This window comes from Pedobacter folensis, assembly GCF_056490665.1.
The window spans coordinates 213,886-238,473 of the sequence record NZ_JBWJIF010000003.1 but is presented as its reverse complement, the minus strand read 5'-3'; the positions used below and the strand labels follow the sequence as shown (position 1 = coordinate 238,473).

The following is a 24,588-nucleotide window of genomic DNA, read 5'->3' as shown; positions in this document are numbered from 1 at the left end:
GCGCTTTTAGGATCTATTGTTTATGATTTTCTACTAGGAAATTATACATCAGCGAATGATTTTCGTTTTTCAAAAACCGTTGCTTGTATTTTTTCTGCACATCAGCACTTTGTTTTACGCCATTTACAATTAAATCGTCTTTATTGAGTTTGTACGATAGTTTATTGGTACTGGTAATAATGCCATCTTTCATCAATTCCTGATTGATTTCTTTAGTATAATCACGTCCATCTCCGTTGGTTACACTTTTCGAGGTAACTGTACGCTGTACGCCTGTTCTGGTACTTGTCCTTTCGTTATACACAGGAGGCGTTGGTGGTGTAGGCGGAGCTGGTAGATTAGCTGGCACTGGCGGAGCCGGAGGTAGCGGTGGGGCCGGTGGCACAGCATATGTAGCAGCGCGGGGTGCCCTTGGCGCTCTTGGTGGGCGCGGCGGACGAGGTGCCCTTGGTACACGGTTTCCTCTACCTTCTTTATCATCCTGAGCCCATTTGGCATCTTCTATTGCCCATTTGGCGTCTTCCTTCGCTAATTTAGCATCTTCTTTTGCAAGTTTCTCGTCTGCTATCCTTAGTTTTTCGTCGGCAGTTCTGGCTTTGGCATCTTCTTTCCGCAGTCTCGCATCTTCTAATGCCTTTTTAGCATCTTCCTTTCTGGCCTGCTGATCAGCAATTCTCATTTTTGCATCTTCAGCGGTTTCATTACGTTTAATTCGCTTGTTTTCTGCTAGCTGTTTCAATTGACGATCCATTTTCGAATTGATTTCTTTTTCCAATTGATCGGCAGATTTCCCTTCAACAGGTTTAGATTTTTTAGCTGTATCCTGTAAAACCTGTATTGAAGTAGCTATTTTTTTTCTGGTAACTGTTTTTGCATGGCCTACGCTTTTAAAGGCGGCGCTGCAAACCACTACCGATACCAGGGCGATGGTTAATATTGTCTTTTCCATTTTGTTTAAAGTTGAATTGGTGTTGAATAACATCCTGCTTGCTCTATGCAGCAGGCTACCTTTCTTACCCGTTATCGCCATGGCATAAGCAGGTGCACGCTGCTTAAATTCCTGACAAATGATGAGGGCCTGAACGTAGTTTTTGCGATCGCTTACACTGGCAATGGCCAAATCATCACAGCAATGTTCGCGTTCTGTTTTTATTAATTGTGATACCCAAAGTACCGCTGGGTTAAAGAAGAAAACGATTTCGATAAAACTTTGTAATAGGTTTACCAGATAATCTTTGCGTTTAATGTGGGCCAGTTCGTGAGCCAGAATCGCCTCAACTTCTGCATCTGACAGGCCGGTAAGCAAACCTAAAGGAATTAAAATTAAGGGCTTAAAATGCCCCACCACCATTGGCGCCTGCGCAATACCCGATTGCATAATTTTAACCGATTGACTTAAACCTAATTTTTCGGCCAGCACAGCTAATTTTTCATCCCATTTTTTACCCGCAGCGTAGGTTTTATGTCTACGTAAATGATATACACCATTTAAACCTACCATTAACTGAATGCTTTTACCACAGATAATTAAAAACCAGATCAGTACAATCTGATAAGCATATGCATTCCACAAAGAAAGAATTTTGTTCAGGCCCGAATACATGTCCTGCTGAACGTTTGAAATTACAGGCTGTCCGGTATCAGGGAGATTAATTACGACCTGATCGGCACCAGAACCCACAGGCTTTTGCAGTTCTTTGCAAAAGGTGAAGAATATGGCCACAACAAACAGCACTAAACAAATGGTGAGCAGGTTATAGCGCATTACAGCACTTGCTTTTCGGGTGGTAAACATCACCAGGCCAGCAAGCAAGGCCAAAATTACCCCAAGCCATAGCGAGTGGAATAATGTAGCGCCGAGGGCATGCAACCAGTTTTCGGGTAAAAGGTTAATTAACTTAAATTCCATCATTGTGGTTCTTTAGAATCTGCTGTTATTAATTATTCCATGCTATCCAATAGCCGCTTTATCTCTTCTATTTCCTGTTTTGAGGTTTTTTCGTTACCCAGAAGCTGCATCATTAACTGCGAAGCAGATCCCTTATACAGCGTATGTACAAAACGGTCTAACAACTGCACTTTGGTTTTCTCTTCAGCCTCAACAGGAATATAAATGTGCTTCATTTGGCTTTCATCACGTTTTAATATCCCTTTCTCGGTTAAGATCTGCATCTGCTTTAAAGTTGAGGTATAATTCACCTCCCGCTGTTCGTTCAATTTATCGTTTACAAACCGAACCGTGGATGGACCGAACTCCCACAACACCTGAAGAATTTCCAATTCAGCTTTAGTAGGTTCGGGCAGGTTATTTTCAGTTTGATTAGTTTTCATACCCTAAAGGTACGACATTTTTCGTACGATACAAATATTAGGTTAAATATTTTTATAAAAAAACATAAAAACCTCATTTTGAACGATTTAAATAAAAATAAATTAACAAGAGATTGGTAAGGTCTTTCTTTCTAAGGAAAAACATGTTTATTATTTGGAGCGCAAAGCTTGTGCAAAACAATAAGCTCCTTCCCATTTTACGCTTTTATGTTTTCCCGAAACTTCGGGATGCCTCGTTGCTGCAGGGTAACGCTGCAACCGGGGCTAGATGGCGATAACTTAGTTCATTTGTTAGGTTGCAAGGCTACAATACTTTCTTCATAAACCTGATTGTAATGAAAAGCCCGCAAGCGAGGGACGAGCGAGGACTTGCAATGCAAAGCAGGACTAAGCCTCTCCTATGAAACACCATCCTTTCATTTCCTGATTTAACCAGACCTCTTCCATCACTAGCTTGTTGATGCTAACGCAGCACCTCAGGGCTTAACTCCAAATATCAATCATTAAGCCCTCAAACATTAGCGCAATTGCAAAATGATATTAACAAGACATTAAACATCTGATGTTTAAAATAAACATCGTACGTTTGTGCTGTAAATTCATCATCATGAAACAGGAGCACAAACTTTTCGAGCAGATAGCAGCAAAAATTCGTCAGGATATTAAAGAGGAAAAATTTAAAGTGGGCGAAAAAATTCCATCGGAACCTGCACTAATGGAGCTATATGGCGTTGGCCGTTCTACCATCAGGGAAGCCATCAAATCGCTTACTTTATCCGGAATTTTAAACGTTCAACAAGGATTTGGCACCAAGGTAAATGCCATTCCTACCGAACCGATAGAACAACGCTTGCGCAGCTCTGATTTTGAAGAGATCAATCAGGTAAGGGCTTTGCTTGAGCAGGAAATTGTTCGTTTGGCTACGCAAAACCGCAGCGAAACCGATCTCCTATTGATCAGTGAGGCACTCGAAAGAAGAAAAATTTCTATCGAACAGGCACTAAGGACCGAATGTACCAATGCCGATATCGAATTTCACATGGCTATTGCACGGGCATCAGGAAACCATGTACTGACCGATCTCTATGAAAGCTTTACGGTAATTATCCGCGATTTCTTTGCCAAACGTGCGCCCTCTGGCATTGCGCATTTTGCCATGAGTCACCATTTGCACCAGGCATTGTATAATGCAATAAAAGAAGGTAATGCAGAGCGTGCCAGAGAAATAACCGTTACAATACTGAATAATAATCACTAAATATCATGTCAATTTTAACTTTTACCCTGATTTTAATCCTTGGCGCCTACCTTGCTGGCCTGGTTGGTTCATTAACCGGTCTTGGCGGAGGAGTAGTTGTCATTCCGTTACTTACACTCGTTTTCCATGTCGATATTCGTTATGCAATAGGTGCAGCATTATTAGCCTCTATCGCCAATTCATCCGGCGCCGCAAGTGCATACATTAAAGAAGGAATTACCAATATACGCCTGGGGATGTTTTTGGAAATCGCCACCACAGTGGGTGCAGTAATTGGTGCCTTAATTGCTGTTTACACCCCTACAAATACCATTGCCATTCTTTTCGGCAGTGTACTGCTTTTCTCTGCAGCAATGACACTTAGGAAAAAGAACCAGGAAGCCTTAACGGAGGGCAGTAAACTTTCCGCCATCCTGAAGCTGAACAGCAGTTACCCCACACCAACCGGTACTGTGGAGTATAAACTCAGGAACATTGGTGCAGGTTTTTCAATCATGACTGTAGCCGGAGTAATGTCGGGTTTGCTAGGTATCGGATCCGGCGCTTTAAAAGTACTGGCCATGGACACCGCAATGAAAATTCCATTTAAGGTAAGTACAACCACCAGTAATTTCATGATTGGTGTTACCGCAGCAGCCAGTGCTGTAGTTTACCTGCAACGTGGCTATATGGATCCGGGAATAGCATTTCCAGTGGTGCTAGGTGTATTGGGAGGAGCATTTACAGGCGCAAAATTATTAACCCGCATCAATCCATCTACCTTAAGGATCATTTTCTGTATTGCCATCACATTTGTAGCCTTCGAAATGATCTACAATGGATATCAACATAAATTTTAATTAAAAAGTAATGAAAAATATCAGCTCAGCCCATCCCATACAAGACCGCGATATAGAAAAAATTGTTGGAAAATTATTAAGGTTTGGTGTAATAACCGCCAGTTTAATTGTTTTATCAGGCGGCATACTTTTCCTGATACAATATGGAACAGGAATAAGACCCGACTACCACATTTTCAAAGGGAAAGAAAGCAGCTACATTACTTTTGAAGGAATTTTTATGGGTGTTTTCACCCTAAAACCTATGGCAATTATTCAGTTCGGCGTTTTGCTTTTAATCATCACCCCCATTATGCGGATCGCATTTTCGTTATTTGCCTTTATCCAGGAAAAAGATAAACTATATGTGGTCATTACCTTAATTGTACTGGCAATTATATTAGGCAGCACTTTTGGTGGATTAAATATATAGCCCTTTGATAAGAATAACTGAAAATGCTGTTTTTACCATGGCATTTTCAGTTATCAAAATTAATTGCCGCTAAGCTGTTTAATGACCGCAATAATATCTTCTTCTCCATATTTTGCAGCGGCATCTCCGAAAGTATTTAATGCGGTTTTAGCCAAAGGCGACGAAATGCCTTCTGCTTTAGCCAGGTTCAGATCTTTTACAATATGTTTAAGCGCAAAAGCAGCTTGATAATGATCAGCAATAATAGCATCACCTTTAATTTTGGTGAAAATATTGCCGATGGCCGCGTTATTGATCAATTCTAATAAATCCGCTGTTTTAATCCCTTGTTCGTTGGCAAACAAAACGGTTTCGGCCAAGCCTTGGGCATATAAAGCCAAAAGTGAATTGATGGCCAGTTTTGCACTGTTACCCGCGCCATTTTCGCCGACAAGCTTAGCAAGTTTGCCCATTTTTTCAAGAATCGGTTTTACCTGGTTAAATGCATCTTCTTCACCACCCACCATAATAACCAGCTGACCGGTTTCTGCCTGTTTTACACTTCCTGAAACTGGCGCATCTAAATAAAAATTTCCTTTCGCTTTACACAGCGCAGCCATTTCTTTTGAAATCGAAGGAGAAACCGTGCTCATATTGATGATGATCTTACCCGAAGTTTCTACACGCAAAAGACCTCCTTCTCCATTAAAAATCTGTGCTATGGCGGCATCGTCAGAAACCATAACGATTATCACATCGGTAGTGGTAATCAGCTCTTGAGGTGTTTGGGCAATTGATGCGCCCATCTCTTTCAACGAAGCTTCCTTACCCTCACTCCTGTTATAAACCGTAACTGTATAACCTGCTTTTATCAATTGCTCTGCCATCGGGATACCCATGTTCCCTAACCCGATCCAACCTATTTTTGTATGATTCATTTCGCTATTTTTATGATTAAACAAATGTGGCAAAGAAAAAGCTGAAATTATTAAATGCCAGGTAAAAATGATACGATGAAACAATTATTTGATTGAAGCACATTCTAATACTAATTTTTTTAGTAAATTTACATTATATTATACCCTTGATACCTCACTTCATTATTATCAAACAATATGGCCAGCCCGCTTAAAGATTTATATTCACCTGCCTTTTACGATAGATTAACCCATGCATTAGCGACTACCATTCCCGGTTTCGACAAAGGGAAATTTATCAAAAAGATTTTCACTCCCGAATTTGAATCAAAAGAATTGAAAGAACGGATGAAACATACCTCGAAGGTATTACACGATTTTTTGCCAGAAGATTATCCGCTGACGATCGCACTGATCAAAAAAACAATCACACAGTTAAGGATTCAGGGTATTGGAGAGGATGGCCTGGCTTATATGTTCCTTCCTGACTACATTGAAACCTATGGCATTGATGATTTCGAAAACTCTGTGGAGGCACTCGAATTTGTGACGCAGTTTGTAAGCTGCGAATTTGCCGTTCGTCCTTTCATTTTAAAATACGAAAATGAAATGATTTTAAAAATGCAGCAATGGTCCTTACACGAAAGCCATAAAGTGAGAAGGCTCGCCAGCGAAGGCAGCCGCCCGCGGTTGCCCTGGGCTATGGGTATCCCCTTTCTGAAAAAAGATCCGACATCTATTTTACCCATACTGGAAAACCTTAAAACAGATCCATCTGAATATGTAAGGCGGAGTGTTGCCAACAGTTTAAATGATATTGCAAAAGATCATCCTCAGGTGGTTTTAAATGTGGCTAAAAACTGGTCGGGTTTGGGCACCGCAACAGATGCCATTATTAAACATGGCAGCCGTACCTTACTTAAACAGGGCCATAGCGATATCCTTAAACATTATGGACTAGATGATGCAGGGATTTTATTAAAAGATTTCAAAATTTTAACGCCCGAGATCAAAATCGGCGAAAGCCTGGAATTTTCTTTTTCCGTTCTCAACGAAAATCCAACTGAACAAAAAGTAAGGCTGGAATATGCTATTTATTATAAAAAACAAAATGGGCAGAATACCAGGAAAGTGTACAAAATTTCGGAACGGATTTATCCTGCAGGTGCAACAATAAACGTGATCAGAAAACAAAAATTCGTGCTGATTACTACGCGTAAATTCCATTTGGGCGACCACCAAATTTCGATAATTATTAATGGTGCCGAGAAGGAAATCTCACACTTTGAATTAAAGGCTTAGTTTGGATTTTAATTCATCGAGTAAAGCAATCTGCTTTTCATTGATGTATGTAATGGCTTTACTGTAAGTGAACCATTCAGCTTTATCTATCTCCGCAAAACTTTGTTTTTTATCTGATCGGGGTGGCCATTCTATTTCGAAGGTATTGCTAACGATTATTGAAGGATCAAGATCTCCTTCTAAGGCCCAGCACAATACTTTTTTGCCGCCCTTCTGTACTATTGGAGCTAATTCAATAAAGTCGCCGGCTAAATCTTGACCAGTTTCCTCCTTAAATTCGCGGATAGCAGCCGTTAAGGCTTCTTCACTATCATTTAATTCGCCTTTGGGTACTGTCCAAAAGCCAAGATCTTTTTTGGCAAAAAACGGTCCGCCAGGATGAACCAGAAAAAATTCTACCTGCTGATTTTTTTTTCTGAAGAGCAATATTCCTGCGCTTTGTTTCATAAGGGTAAGGTAGGGATTTGGAATTAAAAACTAAAAGTTAGCTTGCTTAACATCTTTCTATAAAGATCCTGAAACAAGTTCAGGATGACGACACTTTCTAGGAATTAACAACGACAAACCTTACGTTACGTCTTGCTGAACTTGTTTCAGCATCTGTTTTGCAACAGGATATCTTTGATTACTTTCAATGACCTAAAAGTGCTTGGGATCATCTATAACAATAGACTACCGTTTATCGCAATAAAAAAGCAGCCAGGGTTTTTAAATCCTGGCTGCTTTATATAATCTAATATGTTGAGATTTGTTAGAGGTGTTTTACAACAATCCGTACAACCCATGGGCATAATTCCTTAAAGAGGACGATACCGTCTTCATCTTATCCGGAGATGGGCCTTTCACTTTATAGGCTTCGGGGTGAAGTTCTAAAGGTTGTTCGTTAATTTGTTCTGATGTGCTTCTATTGCCTAATGTAGCATGCTGTTCTTCGCTTAATTTTAAAGGTGCCATGATCTTGAAATTTATACTAGAACAACAGGATTATCGGAAATAAGTTTGTTGTTTTTTGTAAATTTTTAAAATTATTTTTCAAGACTCGAAATCCAGTTTTCAGTATCCGAAATTTTAACGGGAACAGCCGAAGCAACAATTTTCAGCACACCTCCGGCATTAATATCTTCTTGCGTAATGTAGTTCTTATTGAAAGGTTTTCCGTTGAGGAACACAGCCTTGATGTATTTATTTTTCAGGCTAAAATTTTCCGTTTCAATGGTAAAAGTTTTTCCTTTTGGCAGAAGATAACTTAGTGATGGGAATAAAGGCACATTTAAATAATAAACCGGCCAGCCTACACAAGCAGGTGAAAAACCACTTGCTGCAAATACGTACCAAGCGCTCATCGCTCCGGCATCATCATCCATCGTACGGAGATAGGCGTGTGGTTGGTTTCGGTAAATTTTACCAATATAACTCCCTATTCCGCGGCTGTTATCATTAAAATAATTCTGGATTACGGTATCAGCAGCCAGTTGATGCATCCAGTATTGTGATTTATAACCAGACCTGGTTACATTATACATCAATGGTACCTGCAAATCCGGTTCATTAGCATGGTTATATAAATCGCGGGCAAAAAATTCATCCAATTTTGACAGATAAGCTTCCTCTCCCCCGTCCAGTTCAATCAATCCTTTAAAATCATAGGGAACAAACCACCGGTATTGCCAGATCGTGCCCTGGTATAAACCACGGGCCTGCATGCGGTCAACATCGTTTTTGGTCATATCTTTAAAATCCCTGTTCCAATACTTCTTGTATTCAAGCGCTTTATTGAGATAAAAATCAGATTTTTCTTTATGCTTTAAAATCTTAAAAATTTCCGCCAATGCCCAGTTATCATAACTTGATTCTAAAGCTTTATCCGGAGATTTATAATCCAGCCCATTTACCTCTTTCACTAACGAATCGGCAATTTTGTTAAAATCTACCGGATAACCCTTGCGGTAGGCATCAAGCAAAACCACAATGGCATGTTCAGAACGCACGGTATTTGATGGCTCATTTTGCCCGGCATAATCTTTTTTGCCAGAATGATAGAGATCTGCAATAGAACTCACCATTCCGGCATATCGATCCTGTTCAATTAGCGAAAGCAAAGGCAACTGCGTGCGGTAATTGTCCCAAATGGCCCAGCCGTTATAACGGATTTCTTTATCTTTCTGAATTTCGCCTTTTGTATTCCGATAGGTTCCATCAGTTTCAGAAATCACATACGGCGACTGCATGGTACGGTATAAAAGTGAGTAAAAAAGTTTTGCACTTTCCAGATCACCATTTACGGCAATTTTAGAGAGATTTGTATTCCAATCGGCTTTGCTTTGTTCTTTTACGGTATTGAACGGGTTTTTATTGATGGAAGCTTTTGCAGCTGCTTCACTTACTGCAGAAAGTGCAATATTGATTCCCACCGAAGTCGCCTCTCCGCTGAGCATGGCAATCATTTTGTGGTCGTCGATTACTTTCCACGATACGTTATCGCTGATTTCCATATAGTAAAACAACTTGTATTTACCTGCACCACAGGTTGTTTTTGAAGTAATCCACCCACTTACGGCATTACCGTTTACCTCGTGCGATTCGGCCACAAAGGCACCGTTAAAGGCATAACCCAAATCGAGATAAAAACCTTTGGCTCCCTTCGGGAATTGATAGGCATGCTTCCCGGCTTTGCCTAATACGGTAAAACTGGCTTTAATTTTATTTTCAAAACCAACTTCATAATAACCCGGACTTGCTTTTTCAGCAACCTTGATCAGTTCTGACTTCGCCGGATCGCCCCCTAAAAATGGTTTGATGAAAATATTACCACCCGAGCCCTGACAGCCTACCCCTTCGAAACGGTTGTGCGTAAAGCCTTCAAATTTCTTCGCCAGGTATTCGTAACCCGTATGCGTTTTAGGGTAGGTCTGAGGGCCGATGCTCAACATGCTAAAAGGAGCCGAAGCCGCAGGCGACATCTGCCCGTGATCTGCAGAAGAACCTAAAAAAACATTCACCTGATCTACAGGTTTGGCTGTTTTAACAGAAAAATTCTGTGCTTTTTGCTGAGCTAAAACGTTTAACGAAAAGAATGGCAGTAAAGCCAGTAGTTTAAGGGAAAGCTTCATTATTTGTGTTGTTTTTAAATCGGCCTAAATTAGCATTTTAACATGAAGTAGATATTATGTTTTAGGTTCTTTACAAAAGGGGCTTTTCTGTTCATCACCCTGAATTTATTTCAGGGCCTTTATAGTTATATAAGGATGCTGAAAATAATTTAACATTATAATTCATTATTGATGAAACTATTTTTCAATATCATTATTAATTCAATCATTGAAAAAGGCATAAAAAAGCCGTTCCAATTTTACATCGGAACGGCGCTAAATAATTTTATCTTATTACTTAATATTAACCGGCACAGAAATTTTATCCCATTCTAAAGCAAAGCCGCTTTTGGTAATTTTATAAACCAAACGTTCTTGTGTAGCTTTTAATGCTTTGGTTTTAACATCAACACGCAAAGCATCTTTAGCTTCTTCGTATTTGTAAGCTCCCCACTGTTTTGGTTCTTTGTTAAAAATTGCTGTCCAGGTTCCACTTTCTTTAGGGATTAAAAAGAAGCTGTATTTTCCTGCTGCCAATGCTTTACCTTCAACTACGATGTCTTTATCGGTTTCGAAAGTAGTAGCCTCGTTAGCACCTGCACGCCAAACTTTATCAAAGGCTTCTAAACCGCCCCAGATTTTACGTCCTTTTACGGCAGGGCTGCTGTAATTGATGGTAATGGTTGCACCTTTTACTTTTCCTGTTGCTGTAGCTGCAGGACTTGGCTTAGGCTGAGCATCTTGTGCCATTGCACTTACAGAAATAGTAATTGCTGTAAATAGCAACGCGATTGATTTAATCATCGTTTTCATAGTATTATATTTATCTGTTTTTGTTGTTTTTGATTTTACGAATTTATGGCTTTAGGTTGATAAAAACTATAATCCTAGTGTCGAAAAAATTGAGCTGAACTTTTGTTACTTTAAATTTATTTCTACGTACAGATTAAAACCGCCTTATTTCTTTCTTCCAACAAATCTGATTTTAAATGTTATTTGTCGGCTATGGTTTTTGGATTAGAAAACAAGAGACCAATTACCGAAAACATAATTACTGCTGCTGCGCCAATTACATTGAGCCAAAGAAATGAAACAATATCGAATTCGTATACCGCGACAACAGCAATTTCGGATAAGATAGCCGCAATAAATACGATAGGTCCGTTTATCTTTTTAAAATAAAATGCCACCAGAAAAATACCCAGTATTGGCCCATAGAAAAGAGAGCCCAGTACATTAACGGCTTCGATTAGCGAGCCCATTTGCGTAGCAAACATGGCAACAGCTATTGAAAAAATGCCCCAGGCCAAAGTGTGCAAACGGCTGTATTTTAGTTCGGTTTCGTCATCTACTTCTTTTTTATTAAAAATGAGGTGTACATCTTTTAACGAACAGGCAGCCAGTGAATTGAGTGCTGCTGAAATAGACCCCCAGCTGGCCAAAAAGATGACTGCGAATAGCAGGCCAATCATCCCAACCGGAAGGGTATTCTTTACAAAGTATAAAAAGATATAATTGGTATCGGTTTTCTCTGCATTATAATTCGATTTGTTAATGGCCTCTTCTACCCTGCCATGCAGCTCTTTCACCTGTTTTTGAGTTGATTTAAAATTCGCAATCGAAGAATTTAGAAGTGGTGATTGCTTTTCCTTTTCTATCAGGATATCTTTTGATTGCTGATTAAATTGCTGCGCCAAAGTGTGGTGTTCTTTTTCGAAAGCAGCTGCCTGCAGGGGCTGGGTTTCTTTTAAATATTGATAAGAACGCTCATTGAAATAAATCGGCGCGGGTTTTAAAGAAAAGAAAGCGAACAATAATGCGCCGATTAACAGGATAGCAAACTGCATTGGGATTTTAACCAATCCGTTTAACAGTAAACCCATTTTAGCATTGGTATTGTCTTTAGCGGTAATGTATCTTCCCACCTGACTCTGATCAGTGCCGAAGTAAGAAAGTGCAAGGAAAAAGCCTCCGATTAAACCGCTCCAGATGTTGTATTTATCTTTCCAATCGAATTCTGTGGTAATTACATTTAATTTACCCGATTTCCCGGCCAGGTAAAGGGCGTCTTTAAACCCGATTCCATTGGGCATATTTTGCATCAAAAGGTATCCGGCAAAGGCCATTGTACCTAAAATGATTAAAAACTGCAGTTTCTGTGTATGGGCAATCGCTTTAGCTCCTCCAACATAGGTATAAATTAATAGAATCCCGCCGGTTAAGATATTGGTCAGATAAATATTCCAGTTTAAAACACTCGATAGGATAATACTGGGTGCATAAATACTAATCCCGGTCGATAATCCTCGCGAGAACAGAAATAGCAATGAAGTTAAAACCCTTGTTTTTTTATCGAAACGGTTCTCTAGGTATTCATAGGCCGTATATACATTCAATCGCTGAAAAATCGGAATGAAAGTAATGCAGATCACAATCATGGCCAGTGGCAGACCAAAATAATACTGCACGAAGCGCATACCATCTGTATAAGCCTGCCCGGGCGCTGATAAAAAAGTGATGGCACTCGCCTGTGTAGCCATAATACCCAAAAGCACAATATACCAGGGCATTTTATTATCGGCTTTTAAATAAGATGCGTTGCTTTTTTGCCCGCGACCAATAAAAACGCCATAAGCTACCACAGCCAGCAGGGTAAATATCAATACTGCCCAATCGATATTACTCATGCCCAGAATTTAGTAAACAGATAATAAAATACAATCTGAAATACCAGCGCCAAAGCGAGTAAAATATACCAGGTATTCCAGTTTTTAAATTGATTTTTCATCACTTCCCAGCTGATAAAAAGTTAAAGAACAACCTGGCTGCGCCAACATTCCCGGCAGGCAATTGTCTGAAAAAGGCTAAAGGCGTATAAATAAAATTCCCTTTACCGTATTTGGCATAAAGTGTCGACCCCTGAAGCGGTTCTTCATCCGTATCGTGCATCTCGAAAAGTGGTTCATATTTAGCATCCCATTTATCAGGAAAATAAGCACCACGCTCCTGCACCCAGCCTTTAAAATCATCAGCGGTAATTTTATTCGGATAGTTTAACAGTTTATGCTCAGGTTTCAAAAATTTAACCTCAGCATTTTCTTCAGTCACCCTTTTACCACTGATGCTGAATGGATAAACACCAAAATCCTGCAGGGCCATATCCTGTGTGGTATTGTACTGCATCACAATCGTTCCACCGTTTTCTACGTAACTCCGTAAAGCAGTTTGCCAGTTTTTAATTCTTTTTTCGGTATTGATTACCCTTACGCCTGTTACCACGGCATCGTAGCTGGCCAGCTTGGCCGTGTTTAGAATATCTGCTTCGGTCAATACATCCACCTGCAAACCTGCCTGTCTTAAAAATTCGGGAATCAGATCTCCTGCCCCTTCAATATATCCAACCTTTTTTGCCAGCACTTTTACATCGCCCTTAATCAACCATGTCGTGGCCGGAACAAAATACTGTAGGGTTGGCAAATGAGGATATTGAATTAATACCTGTCCTTTCGAATATTCATTCGCTTCTGATGAAAAAACAGCTTCCAGCTTATTCTGGCTGGTTTTAATTCTGGCTAAATCTTCAACAGGTAGAAGAAAGTTCATCGTATTAATGGTATTCTCGACCAGGTTGACCCCCTGAAAAGTTTTCACTACCTGGTTACCAATTTTGAAACTCACCTTACCATAATTAATGTTTTTATTGGCCTTTAAGCGAAGGCTAACATTTAAAGCTTCTTTTTCTTTAGCAAAATAAACCGGCTCACTAAAACTTAAATCGAGTGCTGGGATGATCCTCAGGGCTTCCACAACATCACCTTTAACAGGATCTAATTTTTTATAAGATAAAGGCAATCTGATCTCAAATTTTTCCGATTCGATTTTCAGCGACAATAACACATTAACGGGCGATTGCATTTCGGGAAGTCCGATTAAAGTATCATTAGCCACACTGAATGTTGCCGCATCTTTTGCAGGCCGGGCCAGCCAATAAGGTTCAGTAAGTGCCGCATCTGCAGGAATCTGGATTTTACGTTCAATGGTAATCAGCGAATCGTTAGCAAGCTTCCTATTTAAATTATCCGTTTGATTTAACCAGTTCACACTTTCTACAGTTATCGGAGTAGCAGATCTTGAAATCAAGTTTAAACGGAAATTATAACTGTTACCGGCAATCGCTTCTGGTTGATTGGTTACCACCTCGCCCATAAAACCTACACAGCTTAAAATGATGTTATCGATAGCCGTTAGTTTATCTTTTCTCAACGCGACATCCTGCAGTTCTGCAATTTTCTTTCTCAGCATCAACAGTCCGTGCAGGCTTTTATCAGGCTGGTTATAATTAAACGATAACAGGATAATATCAATCAGTTCATCAATATCGCCTATACCTTTGTCTGACCAGTTGACGCTTAACCCATCAAAAAGCGTTCTCCTGGCAGGATCGCCTAAAACATGGGTAAAATAATCGGAACGTACACCAGCCACCGATTGTGTTCCTGCCCCCTGGCTTTTGTGTAAACTCCGGCTTAATCCCGCTAATTCACCATAACCCATTCCCAATTGTGCATCGTATTGACCAACTGTGGCCTTTAATTGATTTTCGGCTGTGGTATTTACCGAACCGAACCTAAATGTGTTCCACAATAGTCTTTTTGGCTGCCAAACAGAAACATATTTAAGCTGGTTTGGAAACATATTTTTATCGGCAGCAGCCTTAAATGCTTTCTCTGCAACAACAGCAGAAGCAGCATGTTGTCCATGACCAGCAGCTGCAGTTGGCGGAAAACGGCAAATAATCACATCGGGTCTGAATTTTCTGATCACCCAAACCACATCAGCGGTAATGCTATCAGCATCCCATTGTTTAAAAGTATCGTTGGTATTTTTAGAGAAGCCGAAATCAATTGCCCGGGTGAAAAATTGTTGAGCACCGTCTAATCTGCGGGCTTCCAAAAGTTCGTGTGTTCTGATCAGGCCTAAGGCTGCACCTTGTTCAGTGCCCAAAAGGTTTTGTCCGCCATCTCCCCTGGTCAGCGACAAATAAGCCGTTTCTACATTTTGATCATTGATCAACCAGGATAATAAACCAGTATTCTCATCATCGGGGTGAGCAGCCAGATATAAAACTTTCGGAAGATGTTTTAACGTTTTTATCTCTCTGTAAATTTCTGAAGATTTGGATGGGCGTACTTGTTGGGCAGCACAAAAAACAGCCGGAAAGCAAAATATGAATATTGCGGTTAGTCTCTTAAACATAGAATTTGTTTTGCAAAAACCAAATATGCTTAAAAAGCTTTTACTTTAATGCTTCGGAAACGAAAAAGGTACAAAATAAGTCCGGAGTCGGCAGTCTGAAGTCCGGGGCTTAAACACCAAAGCCGTTTATTTTATCCACCTCATCATCTTTCGATATTTTTATACTTAATATTGCAGCATAAATTTTACCTATGAATGGCATGGTGCTCATCATCGATGATGAAAAGAAAATCTGCAGTTTACTTTCCAGGATTATAGAATTAGAGGGTTTCAAAACCTTGCAGGCCAACACTGGAAAAGAAGGCCTTAAATTGCTTAAAAACAACGACGTAAGCATTGTAATCAGTGACGTGAAACTACCTGATGTTAATGGAGTTGCATTGGTTAAGGATATTAAAGCTATTAAATCTTACGTCGAAATTATAAATCTTACGGCTTATGGCACCATTGCCGATGGCGTTTTGGCTATTAAAAACGGCGCATTTGATTACCTCGTAAAAGGCGACGATAACGATAAGATTATTCCGCTTTTGTACAAGGCGATGGATAAATCAAATCTGCAACGCCGGGTTTCAGACCTGGAAAACAAAATCGCGAAAAAACATAGCTTCCAAACCATTATTGGTCAATCAAAGTCTTTAATGGAAGCGATCGATCTGGCAAAAAAAGTGAGTGCCACCGATACTACCGTTTTGTTATTGGGCGAAACAGGAACTGGAAAAGAAGTTTTCGCGCAATCTATTCATTACGAAAGTCCGAGGGCTGCAAAACCTTTTGTTGCCCTAAATTGCAGTGGTTTTAGTCCTGATTTATTGGAAAGTGAATTATTCGGATACAAAGCCGGGGCTTTTACAGGTGCCAACAAAGATAAAAAAGGACTATTGGAAGAAGCAAACGGCGGCACATTGTTGCTGGATGAAATTGGCGAAATGAACCTCGATTTACAGGCAAAATTATTGCGTGTACTCGAAAGCCAGACTTTTATCAAGGTGGGTGATACCCAAACACAACAAGTAAATGTTCGGATTTTAGCCGCCACCAATAAAGATTTAAAAGCTGATGCGGCATCCGGAAAATTCCGTTCCGATCTCTATTACCGGCTTTCGGTTTTTACCATCACCTTACCTCCGCTACGCGAGCGCAAAGCAGATATCCCTGCATTGGCAAAGTATTACCTGAAAGAATTTGCGGATAAGGTAAACCGGTCAACACCAAAAATGGATGATAAAATCTTATCCATCTTGAGCGATCATAGCTGGAAAGGAAATATCAGGGAACTTAAAAATGTGATTGAACGTTTGGTCATCCTGTCAGATGGCGATACCTTAAGCGCTACAGCCTTACCTCCTGAATTTTTTGAATTTGCACCAATAGAAAACGATTATAACCTGCAGCAGATAGAAAAACAGCACATCCAAAAAGTGCTCATCCATACCAAAGGAAATAAAACAGAAACTTCACGATTATTGGGTATCGGCTTAACCACACTTTACCGTAAAATAGAAGAATACCAGATTAGGGAAATTTGAGCAAAGGTTGGAGATTGGAAAAGATGAAAGGTTGTGGGTAGAAATACTGGCCCATTATCCCTCTTCCATCATCCATTTTACATCGTCCCTATGCGCCAAACCTGATCCATTTATCACCTTCGTGGCCAAAGATAAAAGAGCCTGGGTGTAACATTTCGGCAATATCTTCTATAAGTGAAACCGCATTTTCGGCCGTTCTTTCTCGGTTAACATCATCATTCAATAAAATGATGCGGTTATTTTGCACGGCTTGCCAATTGGTATTTAATGCTGTAGGCACTTCTCTCATTAAATCGGTTAACGTTTTACCGGGTTGATAATAAATAATAAATACAGCACTAAGGATGTCAGTCTCTAGCATTCCGCCAGCCAGCGAAATTTCTTCTGATAAAAAATAAGCCGGATTGTTGTCCGTATCTAAGCAGGCGACAGGCATTTTATCCATAAATTTAATCTTGTGCTCCACCAAATCTAAACGTTCCTGTAATTCTTCCTGTTTAGCCGCATCAAGGCCAATAAATAAATCGTTTAAAAAAGACATCTGCATTAAATTTATTAATTTGTGCAAAAATAACATTCCTGATCGCATGCGAGGCTCATTTAATTATATATTTTGTCTTTTTTGTATAAGCTTATTCTTTTCATGTAAGGAGCATGCTGATCATCAAGACAAAAAAGTCTTTAATATTAATCTCGATCAGGGGCTAACCTCCATCGATCCGGCATTTGCGCGCAACCAGAATGCGATCTGGATGACCAACCAGATTTTTAATGGTTTGGTACAAATCGATTCCTCCTTGCAAACACTTCCCTGTATAGCCAAAAGCTGGCAGGTTTCAGAAGATGCGTTAACCTACACTTTTAACCTGCGCAATGATGTTTACTTTCATGATGATCCTATTTTTAAGAACGGTAAAGGACGGAAAGTTATAGCAAGCGACTTTGTATACAGTTTTTATCGCTTAATTGATCCAAAAGTAGCCTCCTCAGGCGGGTGGATTTTTAGTGATAAAGTAAAGGATAAACATAATTTTATCGCTTTAAACGACTCTACTTTCCAGATCAGACTGGTGCGTCCTTTCCCACCGTTTATGAGTTTACTTACTACGCAATATTGTTCTGTTGTGCCCAAAGAAGTTGTAGAACATTATGGTAAAGATTTCAGGAGTCATCCTGTTGGTACAGGTCCTTTCAGATTTAAATACTGGAAGGAAGGCGAAATACTGGTGCTTTTAAAAAACGACCATTATTTTGAAAAAGATGCCAAAGGAATGGCACTACCCTATCTCGATGCTGTTAAAGCCAGTTTCATTACCGATAAACAAAGTGGTTTTATGAGTTTCCTGAAAAAGGATCTGGATTTTTATTATAATGTAGATGGCAGCTACCGCGATGATATCCTGACCAAAAGCGGAAAAATGACTTCAAAATATAAAGGAAAATTTACATTAACCAAAAGCCCATACCTGTGTACCGAATATGTGGGGATATTGGTAGATACCAATCTTTCGATTGTGAAGAAATCGCCATTGCGCTTAAAAAAAATCAGGCAGGCCATTAACTATGCTATCGACCGTGACCGATTAATAAAATATCTAAGAAATGGCATTGGCGTAGCGGCAACCTCTGGTTTCATTCCTAAAGGTATGCCCGGTTTTGATAGTTTGGCCGTTCGGGGATATGCCTATAACCCAAAACTTGCCGCTAAACTTTTAGCAGAAGCAGGTTTCCCGGAAGGAAAAGGCATGGGAGAGATAACCTTAAATACAACTACAACTTATAAAGACCTTATTGAATTTATTCAGGGCGAGCTTACTGCAGTTGGCATTAAAGCTAAAATTGATGTAAGCCCAAGTGCCAGCTTAAGGGATTTAATGTCTAAAAACAGCGTAAACTTTTTCCGTGGTTCCTGGCTGGCCGATTATGGCGATGGCGAGAACTTCCTATCTATGTTTTACTCCAAAAACAAAGTCCCTTACGGACCAAATTATACCGCTTTTTACAATAAAACATTCGATCAGTTATTCGAGAAAAGCTATTACGAAACCGATAACGAAAAACGCTTTGAGCTGTACCGCAAAATGGATCAGATGGTAATGGATTATGCACCGGTTGTTCCGCTTTTCTATGATCAATCGGTAGTAATGCTTCAAAATAACATTAGCGGGTATTCTTTCAATCCATTGAGTCTGATGATTTTAAAACGGATAAAGAAAAATTAGAAAGAATATCGCTTTTTCATTTTCACTGCAAAGAGCAACTGATGTTAATAGGAGAATGACAAAGCTTTATTGTTAATGGCAATAATTATCTTTAATTTTGAGTATGGATGCTTTAATTGTTTACCCAGAGAATAAAGAACAGATGACCGCTTTAAAAGCAGTTATGAAAGTTATGAAAATCACTTTTGAACAAAAAAGTGAGGTGATACCTAAAGCAATAATAAAGGGGGTTAAAGAATCTTTGCAACAAGCCGATTCAGGTGATCTGACACCATATACAGGCGTAAAGGAAATGATTGGCAGTTAATGGCTTTAAGTATTTTTTATACAAAAAGAGCAAAAGAAACAATTACCTCTGTTTATCTTTTCATACAAGAGAAGTTTGGAGATCATGTTGCTGATAAGTTTATCAAAAAAACGGAAAAAACAATAAAATTAATTTCAGAACAACCTTATATGTTTAAAGAATCCTCATTTGAGGTAAATGTTAGGATTGGTCTGATTACAAAACAAACTTCGATCTTTTATCGCGTCACGAATAATTCCATCCATATATTATTTTTCTGGAATAATCTGCAAGAGCCCTTAAATATTTAATTAATATTAGAAAAAAAAGCCTCCCGATTTGATCGGGAGGCCTGAACTATATATTTAGATTGGGTTTTATTGTTGAACGCCACCCATACCTCCTTGTTGCTGATCTTGCTTAACATCGTCGTTTTTGATCTTTTTCTTTTCTGTAAATTTCAGTTTACCGAATGAGTAGCTAAAATTAACACCAAAAGAACGCAATGGGTAATAAATATTGGTACTTTGATAAAGTGTACTTGTTTTATTGCCGAGCGTAGTTACAGAGTTATTTACCGTTTTAATATGTAAATCGCGGGTAAATGGATTTAAGGTATTAATTCCTATTGAACCTTTTTTATTCAGGATATCTTTCTTGAATGATGCTCCATAAAATACCATGGCATCTGTTTTACCCTGGTAAGTTCTTCTTGGTGAGTTTACCACACCAAACAATTCGAAATTGTAACCTTTACCAAAACCATATGCAGAACGGCCAAAGATGTTATAATTCAAATAGGTACCTGTGCTTACATTTGTTAATGAATTGCTCACCTCGTAGGTATTAACCCCAAGGTTAGTCATCAAAGTCCACTTTGGTTTTGGATTATAGGAAGCAAAAACGTTAGCTCCGTAAGTTTGCGCTACCCCCACATTAATGTAGGTAGATAATGTTTTTTCAAAGCCGTTTTCTTTTAATGGAATTATAGAACTTTCGATTACTCCACCTGTACGACGATAAAATACTGATGCATTGATCACAGATCCTTTAATAAAAGTTGAATAACCCAGCTCAAAATTATCACTTAACTCAGGGCTTAATGTCGGTTCTCCCTGACGGATATTAAACTGATCGCTCTCATTACGGAAAGGATTTAAATAAGCTAAACTTGGTCTTTGTACCCTACGGTTATAGCTTAGTTTTAAAGTTGCATTTCCCTTAAGTGTTTGAGAAATGATTGCACTTGGAAATAAGTTAAAGTAATCGTTTTTTTGGATGCCCGCTTTAGCAGTATTAAAATTGATACTGGTATATTCAGACCTTAAACCACCTTTAAAATTTAATTTTTTGCTCAGTTTAAAGCTGATTACCCCATAGGCAGAGGCTACATCTTGTTTGTATTCAAAATCCTGGTTCGCATCATTAGAAAATTCACTATTGATGTTCCTGAAAATCCCTTTTGCACCAACCTCCAAAGTAGTGGATTTGTTAAACGGATAGGTATAATCTGTTTGTATCGTATATTCTTTATTTTTTCCGGTATTGTTGTTATTTACAGCTGGGAACGAACTACCGATAATTTCATTCTGGAATTCTGTCGTATTCCTCCCCGAAGATAATTGACCAGAAATAGTGAATTCTTCCCCTTCTTTTTTGGTCGTATGTTTATAATCAACATTCCAGTCGAAATTATTAAAGCCCATATCCATATCACTTTTATTTTTAAACGGCATGCCATTTAAAACATAATCAGCGCTTCCGGGACCTCCGTTTGAAAAGTTATTGTATTTTAAATTGGTACTTACATTATTGTAGGCATTAAAATCATAATCAGCACCAAAACCACCATTATATCCTTGACGGCTCCATTTAGATACCCCGTCCTGAATAATGTTAGTGATGGTTGTTTTCCCAATAGTATCGGTACGCGTATTATTTTCGAATAAAACTCTCGAATCCTGAGCATAAGCCAAATTGGTACCTAAACTAGCGTTTACACTTAACCGGCCGGTTTTAGCAGTTAAATTAAAAGCGCCGTTATTTTGACGAGTACCGGCAGCTACATTTACTGTTCCACTTACCCCTTGAGCATTTGATTTTTTAGTAATGATATTGATGATACCACCCGAACCTTCTGCATCATATTTTGCAGATGGACTGGTAATTACCTCCACACTTTTAATTTGTTCTGCAGGGATCATTTTTAAAGCATCAGCAACACTGCTTGCCATGGTTCCGGAAGGTTTACCGTTGATTAATACACGAACTGCGCCACCGCGTAACTGAACATTTCCGTCAACATCAACCGAAAGCATTGGTACCTTACGCATTACATCAGTAGCATCGCCACCTGCATTTGTTCCATCCGCTTCGGCGTTATAAACCATCCTATCGATTTTATTTTCGATAACGGCTTTGGTTCCCTGCACCTGAACATCGGCCAAAGTATTTTCGCTTGATGATATATAAATTGTACCCATATTATTATCGGGTTTTGATGGCGTAGTGGTCACCAAAACAGATTTTGTTTTGTAACCCATAAAACCGATCATTAATTTATATGAATCAGGCGATACATTTTGTAAGCTTAATTTTCCTTTTTCATCAGTTACACCACCATTAACAGATTTATTATCCTTTGTATTAATTAACGATACCGTTGCATAATCAATTGGTTTTTTAGTTAATGAATCGAGTATAGTAGCCGTAATACGTCCGGTAACAGTAGATTTTTTTGCTCCTCCACCAAAGCCGCCACCCGTAAACTGGGCATGTGCGGTAAAAAATAGTCCTAGGGTGAAGGTAAGTAGTAGAAGTTTTTTCATGTTAAAAGTTAGTCTTTTGTAATTAGTCTACGCAAATTGCATTTTGTTACAATTATAACCTATACTTTTCACTCCAACTCTTTTAATTAGTCGGCAAACACTACGCTTTTATCGGTAAAAGGAATCAAGTGGATGGAAAATGGGAAAAGGAAGATGGGAAAGTTACCTTACATCATCCATCTTACATTTTCCATCTTACCTCATCCATCTTACATGAAACACCTTATCTCGAAATGTTATTCGGCCTTGAATAAACCATTTGCATAACATTAATATTCCGCATGGCAAAGGCTGCCTCGCAATAGTTCAAATAATAATTCCACTTGCGGATAAAGGTGGTATCAAAACCTAATGCCTTAACCCGCTCAAGGTTCTTATTAAATTCGATAAACCATAAATGTAATGTTCGGGCATAATCTAAGCCCATATCCTTTAAATCAACAAGCGTTAAATCTCCGGTTTCATTTATCGCTTTATTTATCGCCGCCACCGAAGGCAAAAGTGATCCCGGAAAAATGTGCTTCTGAATCCAATCAACCCCGTTTCTTAATTTATCATACCTGCTATCAGGCGAGGTAATGACCTGAAAGGCAAAAATCCCATCGGGTTTTAATAACTCCTGGCATTTTTCGAAATAGGTTTCCAGGTATTGGTGGCCAACCGCTTCGAGCATTTCGATGGAAACAATCTTATCAAAAGTACCTTCAATTTTACGGTAATCCTGAATCAGGATAGTAACCTTATCCGCTAAACCTTCAGCCATTACTCTTTCTATCGCTAACTTCTGCTGTTCTTTCGAGATCGTAACCGAAGTAACTTTGCAGCCGTAATTTTTAGCTAAGAAAATGGCATTACCACCCCAACCGCTTCCGATTTCCAGAACATGGTCGGTGGCTTTAATTTTTAGCTGCTTCGCCAATCGATCATACTTGGCATATTGCGATTCTTCTAAACTTAAGTGCTCCGGAGAAAAGTAACCGCTAGAATAAGTCATGCTTTTATCGAGAAAAGTAGCAAAGAAATCGTTGTTGAGGTCATAGTGTTCTGAAATATTTTTTTGCGATCCGGCAAGCGTATTCGCCCTTCGCACATGGTAAATTTTATTCACCCATTTAAAAAGGTTTAATGCAATAGATTTTACTTTGCTCCCGGTAACAGAAGGTGCATTTTCGATATTCAGGATTACCCATTTAATTACGTTAGTGATATTCGTCGTATCCCACAAACCAACGGTATAAGCCTCGCCAAAACCAATATCGCCATACAGTGCTATTGATTTAAAAAAATCGGGGTGATTGACCTGGATATTTGCTTCAATTTTATGTTCACCATTACCAAAAACCAGCGTTTGTCCGTTAGGCAATGATAGCTCTAATTTACCCAGGGTCATTTTAGAAAGTGCATTAAGCACTACTCTTTCAAAAAAACCTGTAGATGTTTTGGTAGCGGTAAGCGTATTCATAATCTTCAATCTATTTTATTTGTGGTTTATAGGGCTTATATACGTTACGTTGTAGCTCAGGGTTTTCGGCTTTTGGGTGAAAAGGTATTTTTTTTACCCAAAGTTTAAAAGCCTGCCAATGGATCATGCCCATTATCTGCAATGGAATTAGTGGAATGGAAAAAAAATACTTCAGCATATTGCTGTTGGTTAAGGCTTTTTTCGCTCCCTTTAAGGTACTGATAAAAAACAGATTACCATTTTTATCCAGGTCATCAATTTTAATATCGAGTGTATCCACCGGTACTTTTAATTTAAAATCGAAGGTATCATCATGATCTATAAATGGGGAAACATAAAAATACTTTGTGGTTATTTTTTTGAAAGTATCGCCCTGCAATTCGTCTTTTCCAAAGAAAAAAAGTTTCATTTCGCGGTAGGTATTACTAATTTCTGCCACGCAACAAACCGGATTATCCCGTTGATCGAAACAATAGTAAAAAGAAACCGGATTAAAATTATATCCCAAAACGTTAAGATTGGTAAGCAGTTTAATTTTCAGCCTGGCACCATCTACCCCGTTTTCTCTTAAATAATCTTCTAAATGCTGACGGGTATTTTTAGTTTGATCGGGATTATCTTTTGGTAATTGAAGGTGTTCTGCATCCCGAAAAGAAAAGAGATTAAATTTATTATGGCTAAACCAGCGAAGCTTTTTACTCAGCAGGTCCAATTCATCCAGATCGATGTAGAACATATACACCCTGTACCAAAAAGAATGTTTTTTGGGCGCTAAGCGGTGGTGCATCACTTTTGCGGTATATATGCTTGATGTGAATTCCATTGTTATTACAATTTACGAAATTTATAGTTCATGTCTCCATTTTGAGTTCGTCATT

Annotated in this window: 21 protein-coding genes; 8 read left to right on the top strand and 13 right to left on the bottom strand. The window is 39.0% G+C overall.

Features of this window, described 5'->3' with window-relative positions:
* Positions 1 to 13: 13 nt before the first annotated feature.
* Together AC04QZ_RS15580 and AC04QZ_RS15575 are read right to left on the bottom strand one after the other, a co-directional pair.
* Positions 14 to 1,912: a M56 family metallopeptidase gene (locus tag AC04QZ_RS15580; protein WP_478358515.1), complete on the bottom strand. Its 1,899-nt coding sequence runs from the start codon at positions 1,910 to 1,912 to the stop codon at positions 14 to 16.
* Positions 1,913 to 1,941: 29 nt separating this feature from the next.
* Positions 1,942 to 2,331 carry a BlaI/MecI/CopY family transcriptional regulator gene (locus AC04QZ_RS15575; RefSeq protein WP_478358514.1) on the bottom strand — a complete coding sequence of 130 codons (390 nt, stop codon included), beginning with the start codon at positions 2,329 to 2,331 and terminating at the stop codon, positions 1,942 to 1,944.
* Positions 2,332 to 2,893: 562 nt separating this feature from the next.
* Between AC04QZ_RS15575 and AC04QZ_RS15570 the strand changes: the two genes are divergently transcribed.
* From AC04QZ_RS15570 to AC04QZ_RS15560, 3 genes are read left to right on the top strand one after another with little or no spacing between them, the layout of a single operon-like run.
* Positions 2,894 to 3,589 (top strand): FadR/GntR family transcriptional regulator, encoded by a 696-nt coding sequence (locus AC04QZ_RS15570; protein ID WP_478358513.1) that lies wholly within the window; start codon positions 2,894 to 2,896, stop codon positions 3,587 to 3,589.
* 5 nt (positions 3,590 to 3,594) lie between these two features.
* Entirely contained in the window at positions 3,595 to 4,428 is an 834-nt protein-coding gene (locus AC04QZ_RS15565; RefSeq protein WP_478358512.1) for a sulfite exporter TauE/SafE family protein, read from the top strand.
* Between the two features lie 10 nt (positions 4,429 to 4,438).
* Positions 4,439 to 4,840: a DUF1634 domain-containing protein gene (locus AC04QZ_RS15560; protein ID WP_478358511.1), complete on the top strand. Its 402-nt coding sequence runs from the start codon at positions 4,439 to 4,441 to the stop codon at positions 4,838 to 4,840.
* A gap of 59 nt (positions 4,841 to 4,899) precedes the next feature.
* Here the strand turns inward: AC04QZ_RS15560 and AC04QZ_RS15555 are convergent, their stop codons facing one another.
* Positions 4,900 to 5,781 (bottom strand): NAD(P)-dependent oxidoreductase, encoded by an 882-nt coding sequence (locus tag AC04QZ_RS15555; protein ID WP_478358510.1) that lies wholly within the window; start codon positions 5,779 to 5,781, stop codon positions 4,900 to 4,902.
* A 153-nt stretch (positions 5,782 to 5,934) separates the two neighbouring features.
* On the opposite strand from AC04QZ_RS15555, the gene AC04QZ_RS15550 reads away from it, so the two are divergent.
* Positions 5,935 to 7,038: a DNA alkylation repair protein gene (locus AC04QZ_RS15550; RefSeq protein ID WP_478358509.1), complete on the top strand. Its 1,104-nt coding sequence runs from the start codon at positions 5,935 to 5,937 to the stop codon at positions 7,036 to 7,038.
* Here AC04QZ_RS15550 and AC04QZ_RS15545 read toward each other — a convergent pair.
* From AC04QZ_RS15545 to AC04QZ_RS15520, 6 genes are all read right to left on the bottom strand, one after another.
* A complete protein-coding gene (locus tag AC04QZ_RS15545; RefSeq protein ID WP_478358508.1) occupies positions 7,027 to 7,485 on the bottom strand; it encodes an NUDIX hydrolase in 459 nt (152 codons plus the stop codon). The two genes, AC04QZ_RS15550 and AC04QZ_RS15545, sit on opposite strands and share 12 nt — an antisense overlap.
* A gap of 315 nt (positions 7,486 to 7,800) precedes the next feature.
* A complete protein-coding gene (locus AC04QZ_RS15540) occupies positions 7,801 to 7,992 on the bottom strand; it encodes a hypothetical protein (RefSeq protein ID WP_086544842.1) in 192 nt (63 codons plus the stop codon).
* A 71-nt stretch (positions 7,993 to 8,063) separates the two neighbouring features.
* Positions 8,064 to 10,148, bottom strand: a complete 2,085-nt coding sequence (locus AC04QZ_RS15535; RefSeq protein ID WP_478358507.1) for a glycoside hydrolase domain-containing protein — start codon at positions 10,146 to 10,148, stop codon at positions 8,064 to 8,066.
* A gap of 273 nt (positions 10,149 to 10,421) precedes the next feature.
* Positions 10,422 to 10,940, bottom strand: a complete 519-nt coding sequence (locus AC04QZ_RS15530; RefSeq protein ID WP_086544840.1) for a DUF2911 domain-containing protein — start codon at positions 10,938 to 10,940, stop codon at positions 10,422 to 10,424.
* Positions 10,941 to 11,119: 179 nt separating this feature from the next.
* Positions 11,120 to 12,814: a sodium:solute symporter family protein gene (locus tag AC04QZ_RS15525; protein WP_478358506.1), complete on the bottom strand. Its 1,695-nt coding sequence runs from the start codon at positions 12,812 to 12,814 to the stop codon at positions 11,120 to 11,122.
* 100 nt (positions 12,815 to 12,914) lie between these two features.
* The gene (locus tag AC04QZ_RS15520) at positions 12,915 to 15,383 is read right to left on the bottom strand and encodes a PIG-L family deacetylase (RefSeq protein ID WP_478358505.1); all 2,469 of its coding nucleotides are present in this window, start codon (positions 15,381 to 15,383) and stop codon (positions 12,915 to 12,917) included.
* Between the two features lie 191 nt (positions 15,384 to 15,574).
* Here AC04QZ_RS15520 and AC04QZ_RS15515 point away from each other — a divergent pair, with 191 nt between their 5' ends.
* Positions 15,575 to 16,912 (top strand): sigma-54-dependent transcriptional regulator, encoded by a 1,338-nt coding sequence (locus tag AC04QZ_RS15515; protein WP_478358504.1) that lies wholly within the window; start codon positions 15,575 to 15,577, stop codon positions 16,910 to 16,912.
* Positions 16,913 to 17,000: 88 nt separating this feature from the next.
* Here the strand turns inward: AC04QZ_RS15515 and AC04QZ_RS15510 are convergent, their stop codons facing one another.
* A complete protein-coding gene (locus tag AC04QZ_RS15510) occupies positions 17,001 to 17,453 on the bottom strand; it encodes a substrate-binding domain-containing protein (RefSeq protein WP_145954182.1) in 453 nt (150 codons plus the stop codon).
* A gap of 46 nt (positions 17,454 to 17,499) precedes the next feature.
* On the opposite strand from AC04QZ_RS15510, the gene AC04QZ_RS15505 reads away from it, so the two are divergent.
* The 3 genes from AC04QZ_RS15505 to AC04QZ_RS15495 all read left to right on the top strand — a co-directional run bounded on the left by AC04QZ_RS15505 (position 17,500) and on the right by AC04QZ_RS15495 (position 19,731).
* Positions 17,500 to 19,134, top strand: a complete 1,635-nt coding sequence (locus AC04QZ_RS15505; RefSeq protein ID WP_478358503.1) for an ABC transporter substrate-binding protein — start codon at positions 17,500 to 17,502, stop codon at positions 19,132 to 19,134.
* Positions 19,135 to 19,237: 103 nt separating this feature from the next.
* Positions 19,238 to 19,441, top strand: a complete 204-nt coding sequence (locus AC04QZ_RS15500; RefSeq protein WP_478358502.1) for a DUF2683 family protein — start codon at positions 19,238 to 19,240, stop codon at positions 19,439 to 19,441.
* Entirely contained in the window at positions 19,441 to 19,731 is a 291-nt protein-coding gene (locus tag AC04QZ_RS15495) for a type II toxin-antitoxin system RelE/ParE family toxin (RefSeq protein WP_478358501.1), read from the top strand. Before AC04QZ_RS15500 ends, AC04QZ_RS15495 begins: the two co-directional genes overlap by 1 nt.
* 66 nt (positions 19,732 to 19,797) lie before the next feature.
* Here the strand turns inward: AC04QZ_RS15495 and AC04QZ_RS15490 are convergent, their stop codons facing one another.
* From AC04QZ_RS15490 to AC04QZ_RS15480, 3 genes are all read right to left on the bottom strand, one after another.
* Positions 19,798 to 22,248, bottom strand: coding sequence for a TonB-dependent receptor (locus AC04QZ_RS15490; protein ID WP_086544834.1), 2,451 nt, complete (start codon positions 22,246 to 22,248; stop codon positions 19,798 to 19,800).
* A 223-nt stretch (positions 22,249 to 22,471) separates the two neighbouring features.
* Positions 22,472 to 23,710 carry a class I SAM-dependent methyltransferase gene (locus AC04QZ_RS15485; protein ID WP_478358500.1) on the bottom strand — a complete coding sequence of 413 codons (1,239 nt, stop codon included), beginning with the start codon at positions 23,708 to 23,710 and terminating at the stop codon, positions 22,472 to 22,474.
* A gap of 10 nt (positions 23,711 to 23,720) precedes the next feature.
* Positions 23,721 to 24,533, bottom strand: a complete 813-nt coding sequence (locus AC04QZ_RS15480) for a DUF1365 domain-containing protein (RefSeq protein ID WP_478358499.1) — start codon at positions 24,531 to 24,533, stop codon at positions 23,721 to 23,723.
* Positions 24,534 to 24,588: the final 55 nt, after the last annotated feature.

What these genes read in the sequence shown, in the direction of transcription:
- AC04QZ_RS15565 (WP_478358512.1), top strand. Translation starts at nt 3,595, where the DNA reads ATGTCAATTTTAACTTTTACCCTGATTTTAATCCTTGGCGCCTACCTT.
- AC04QZ_RS15480 (WP_478358499.1), bottom strand. Translation starts at nt 24,533, where the DNA reads ATGGAATTCACATCAAGCATATATACCGCAAAAGTGATGCACCACCGC.
- AC04QZ_RS15525 (WP_478358506.1), bottom strand. Translation starts at nt 12,814, where the DNA reads ATGAGTAATATCGATTGGGCAGTATTGATATTTACCCTGCTGGCTGTG.
- AC04QZ_RS15490 (WP_086544834.1), bottom strand. Translation starts at nt 22,248, where the DNA reads ATGAAAAAACTTCTACTACTTACCTTCACCCTAGGACTATTTTTTACC.
- AC04QZ_RS15495 (WP_478358501.1), top strand. Translation starts at nt 19,441, where the DNA reads ATGGCTTTAAGTATTTTTTATACAAAAAGAGCAAAAGAAACAATTACC.
- AC04QZ_RS15510 (WP_145954182.1), bottom strand. Translation starts at nt 17,453, where the DNA reads ATGTCTTTTTTAAACGATTTATTTATTGGCCTTGATGCGGCTAAACAG.
- AC04QZ_RS15560 (WP_478358511.1), top strand. Translation starts at nt 4,439, where the DNA reads ATGAAAAATATCAGCTCAGCCCATCCCATACAAGACCGCGATATAGAA.
- AC04QZ_RS15575 (WP_478358514.1), bottom strand. Translation starts at nt 2,331, where the DNA reads ATGAAAACTAATCAAACTGAAAATAACCTGCCCGAACCTACTAAAGCT.
- AC04QZ_RS15570 (WP_478358513.1), top strand. Translation starts at nt 2,894, where the DNA reads ATGTTTAAAATAAACATCGTACGTTTGTGCTGTAAATTCATCATCATG.
- AC04QZ_RS15515 (WP_478358504.1), top strand. Translation starts at nt 15,575, where the DNA reads ATGAATGGCATGGTGCTCATCATCGATGATGAAAAGAAAATCTGCAGT.
- AC04QZ_RS15550 (WP_478358509.1), top strand. Translation starts at nt 5,935, where the DNA reads ATGGCCAGCCCGCTTAAAGATTTATATTCACCTGCCTTTTACGATAGA.
- AC04QZ_RS15545 (WP_478358508.1), bottom strand. Translation starts at nt 7,485, where the DNA reads ATGAAACAAAGCGCAGGAATATTGCTCTTCAGAAAAAAAAATCAGCAG.
- AC04QZ_RS15485 (WP_478358500.1), bottom strand. Translation starts at nt 23,710, where the DNA reads ATGAATACGCTTACCGCTACCAAAACATCTACAGGTTTTTTTGAAAGA.
- AC04QZ_RS15500 (WP_478358502.1), top strand. Translation starts at nt 19,238, where the DNA reads ATGGATGCTTTAATTGTTTACCCAGAGAATAAAGAACAGATGACCGCT.
- AC04QZ_RS15580 (WP_478358515.1), bottom strand. Translation starts at nt 1,912, where the DNA reads ATGATGGAATTTAAGTTAATTAACCTTTTACCCGAAAACTGGTTGCAT.
- AC04QZ_RS15530 (WP_086544840.1), bottom strand. Translation starts at nt 10,940, where the DNA reads ATGAAAACGATGATTAAATCAATCGCGTTGCTATTTACAGCAATTACT.
- AC04QZ_RS15540 (WP_086544842.1), bottom strand. Translation starts at nt 7,992, where the DNA reads ATGGCACCTTTAAAATTAAGCGAAGAACAGCATGCTACATTAGGCAAT.
- AC04QZ_RS15505 (WP_478358503.1), top strand. Translation starts at nt 17,500, where the DNA reads ATGCGAGGCTCATTTAATTATATATTTTGTCTTTTTTGTATAAGCTTA.
- AC04QZ_RS15520 (WP_478358505.1), bottom strand. Translation starts at nt 15,383, where the DNA reads ATGTTTAAGAGACTAACCGCAATATTCATATTTTGCTTTCCGGCTGTT.
- AC04QZ_RS15535 (WP_478358507.1), bottom strand. Translation starts at nt 10,148, where the DNA reads ATGAAGCTTTCCCTTAAACTACTGGCTTTACTGCCATTCTTTTCGTTA.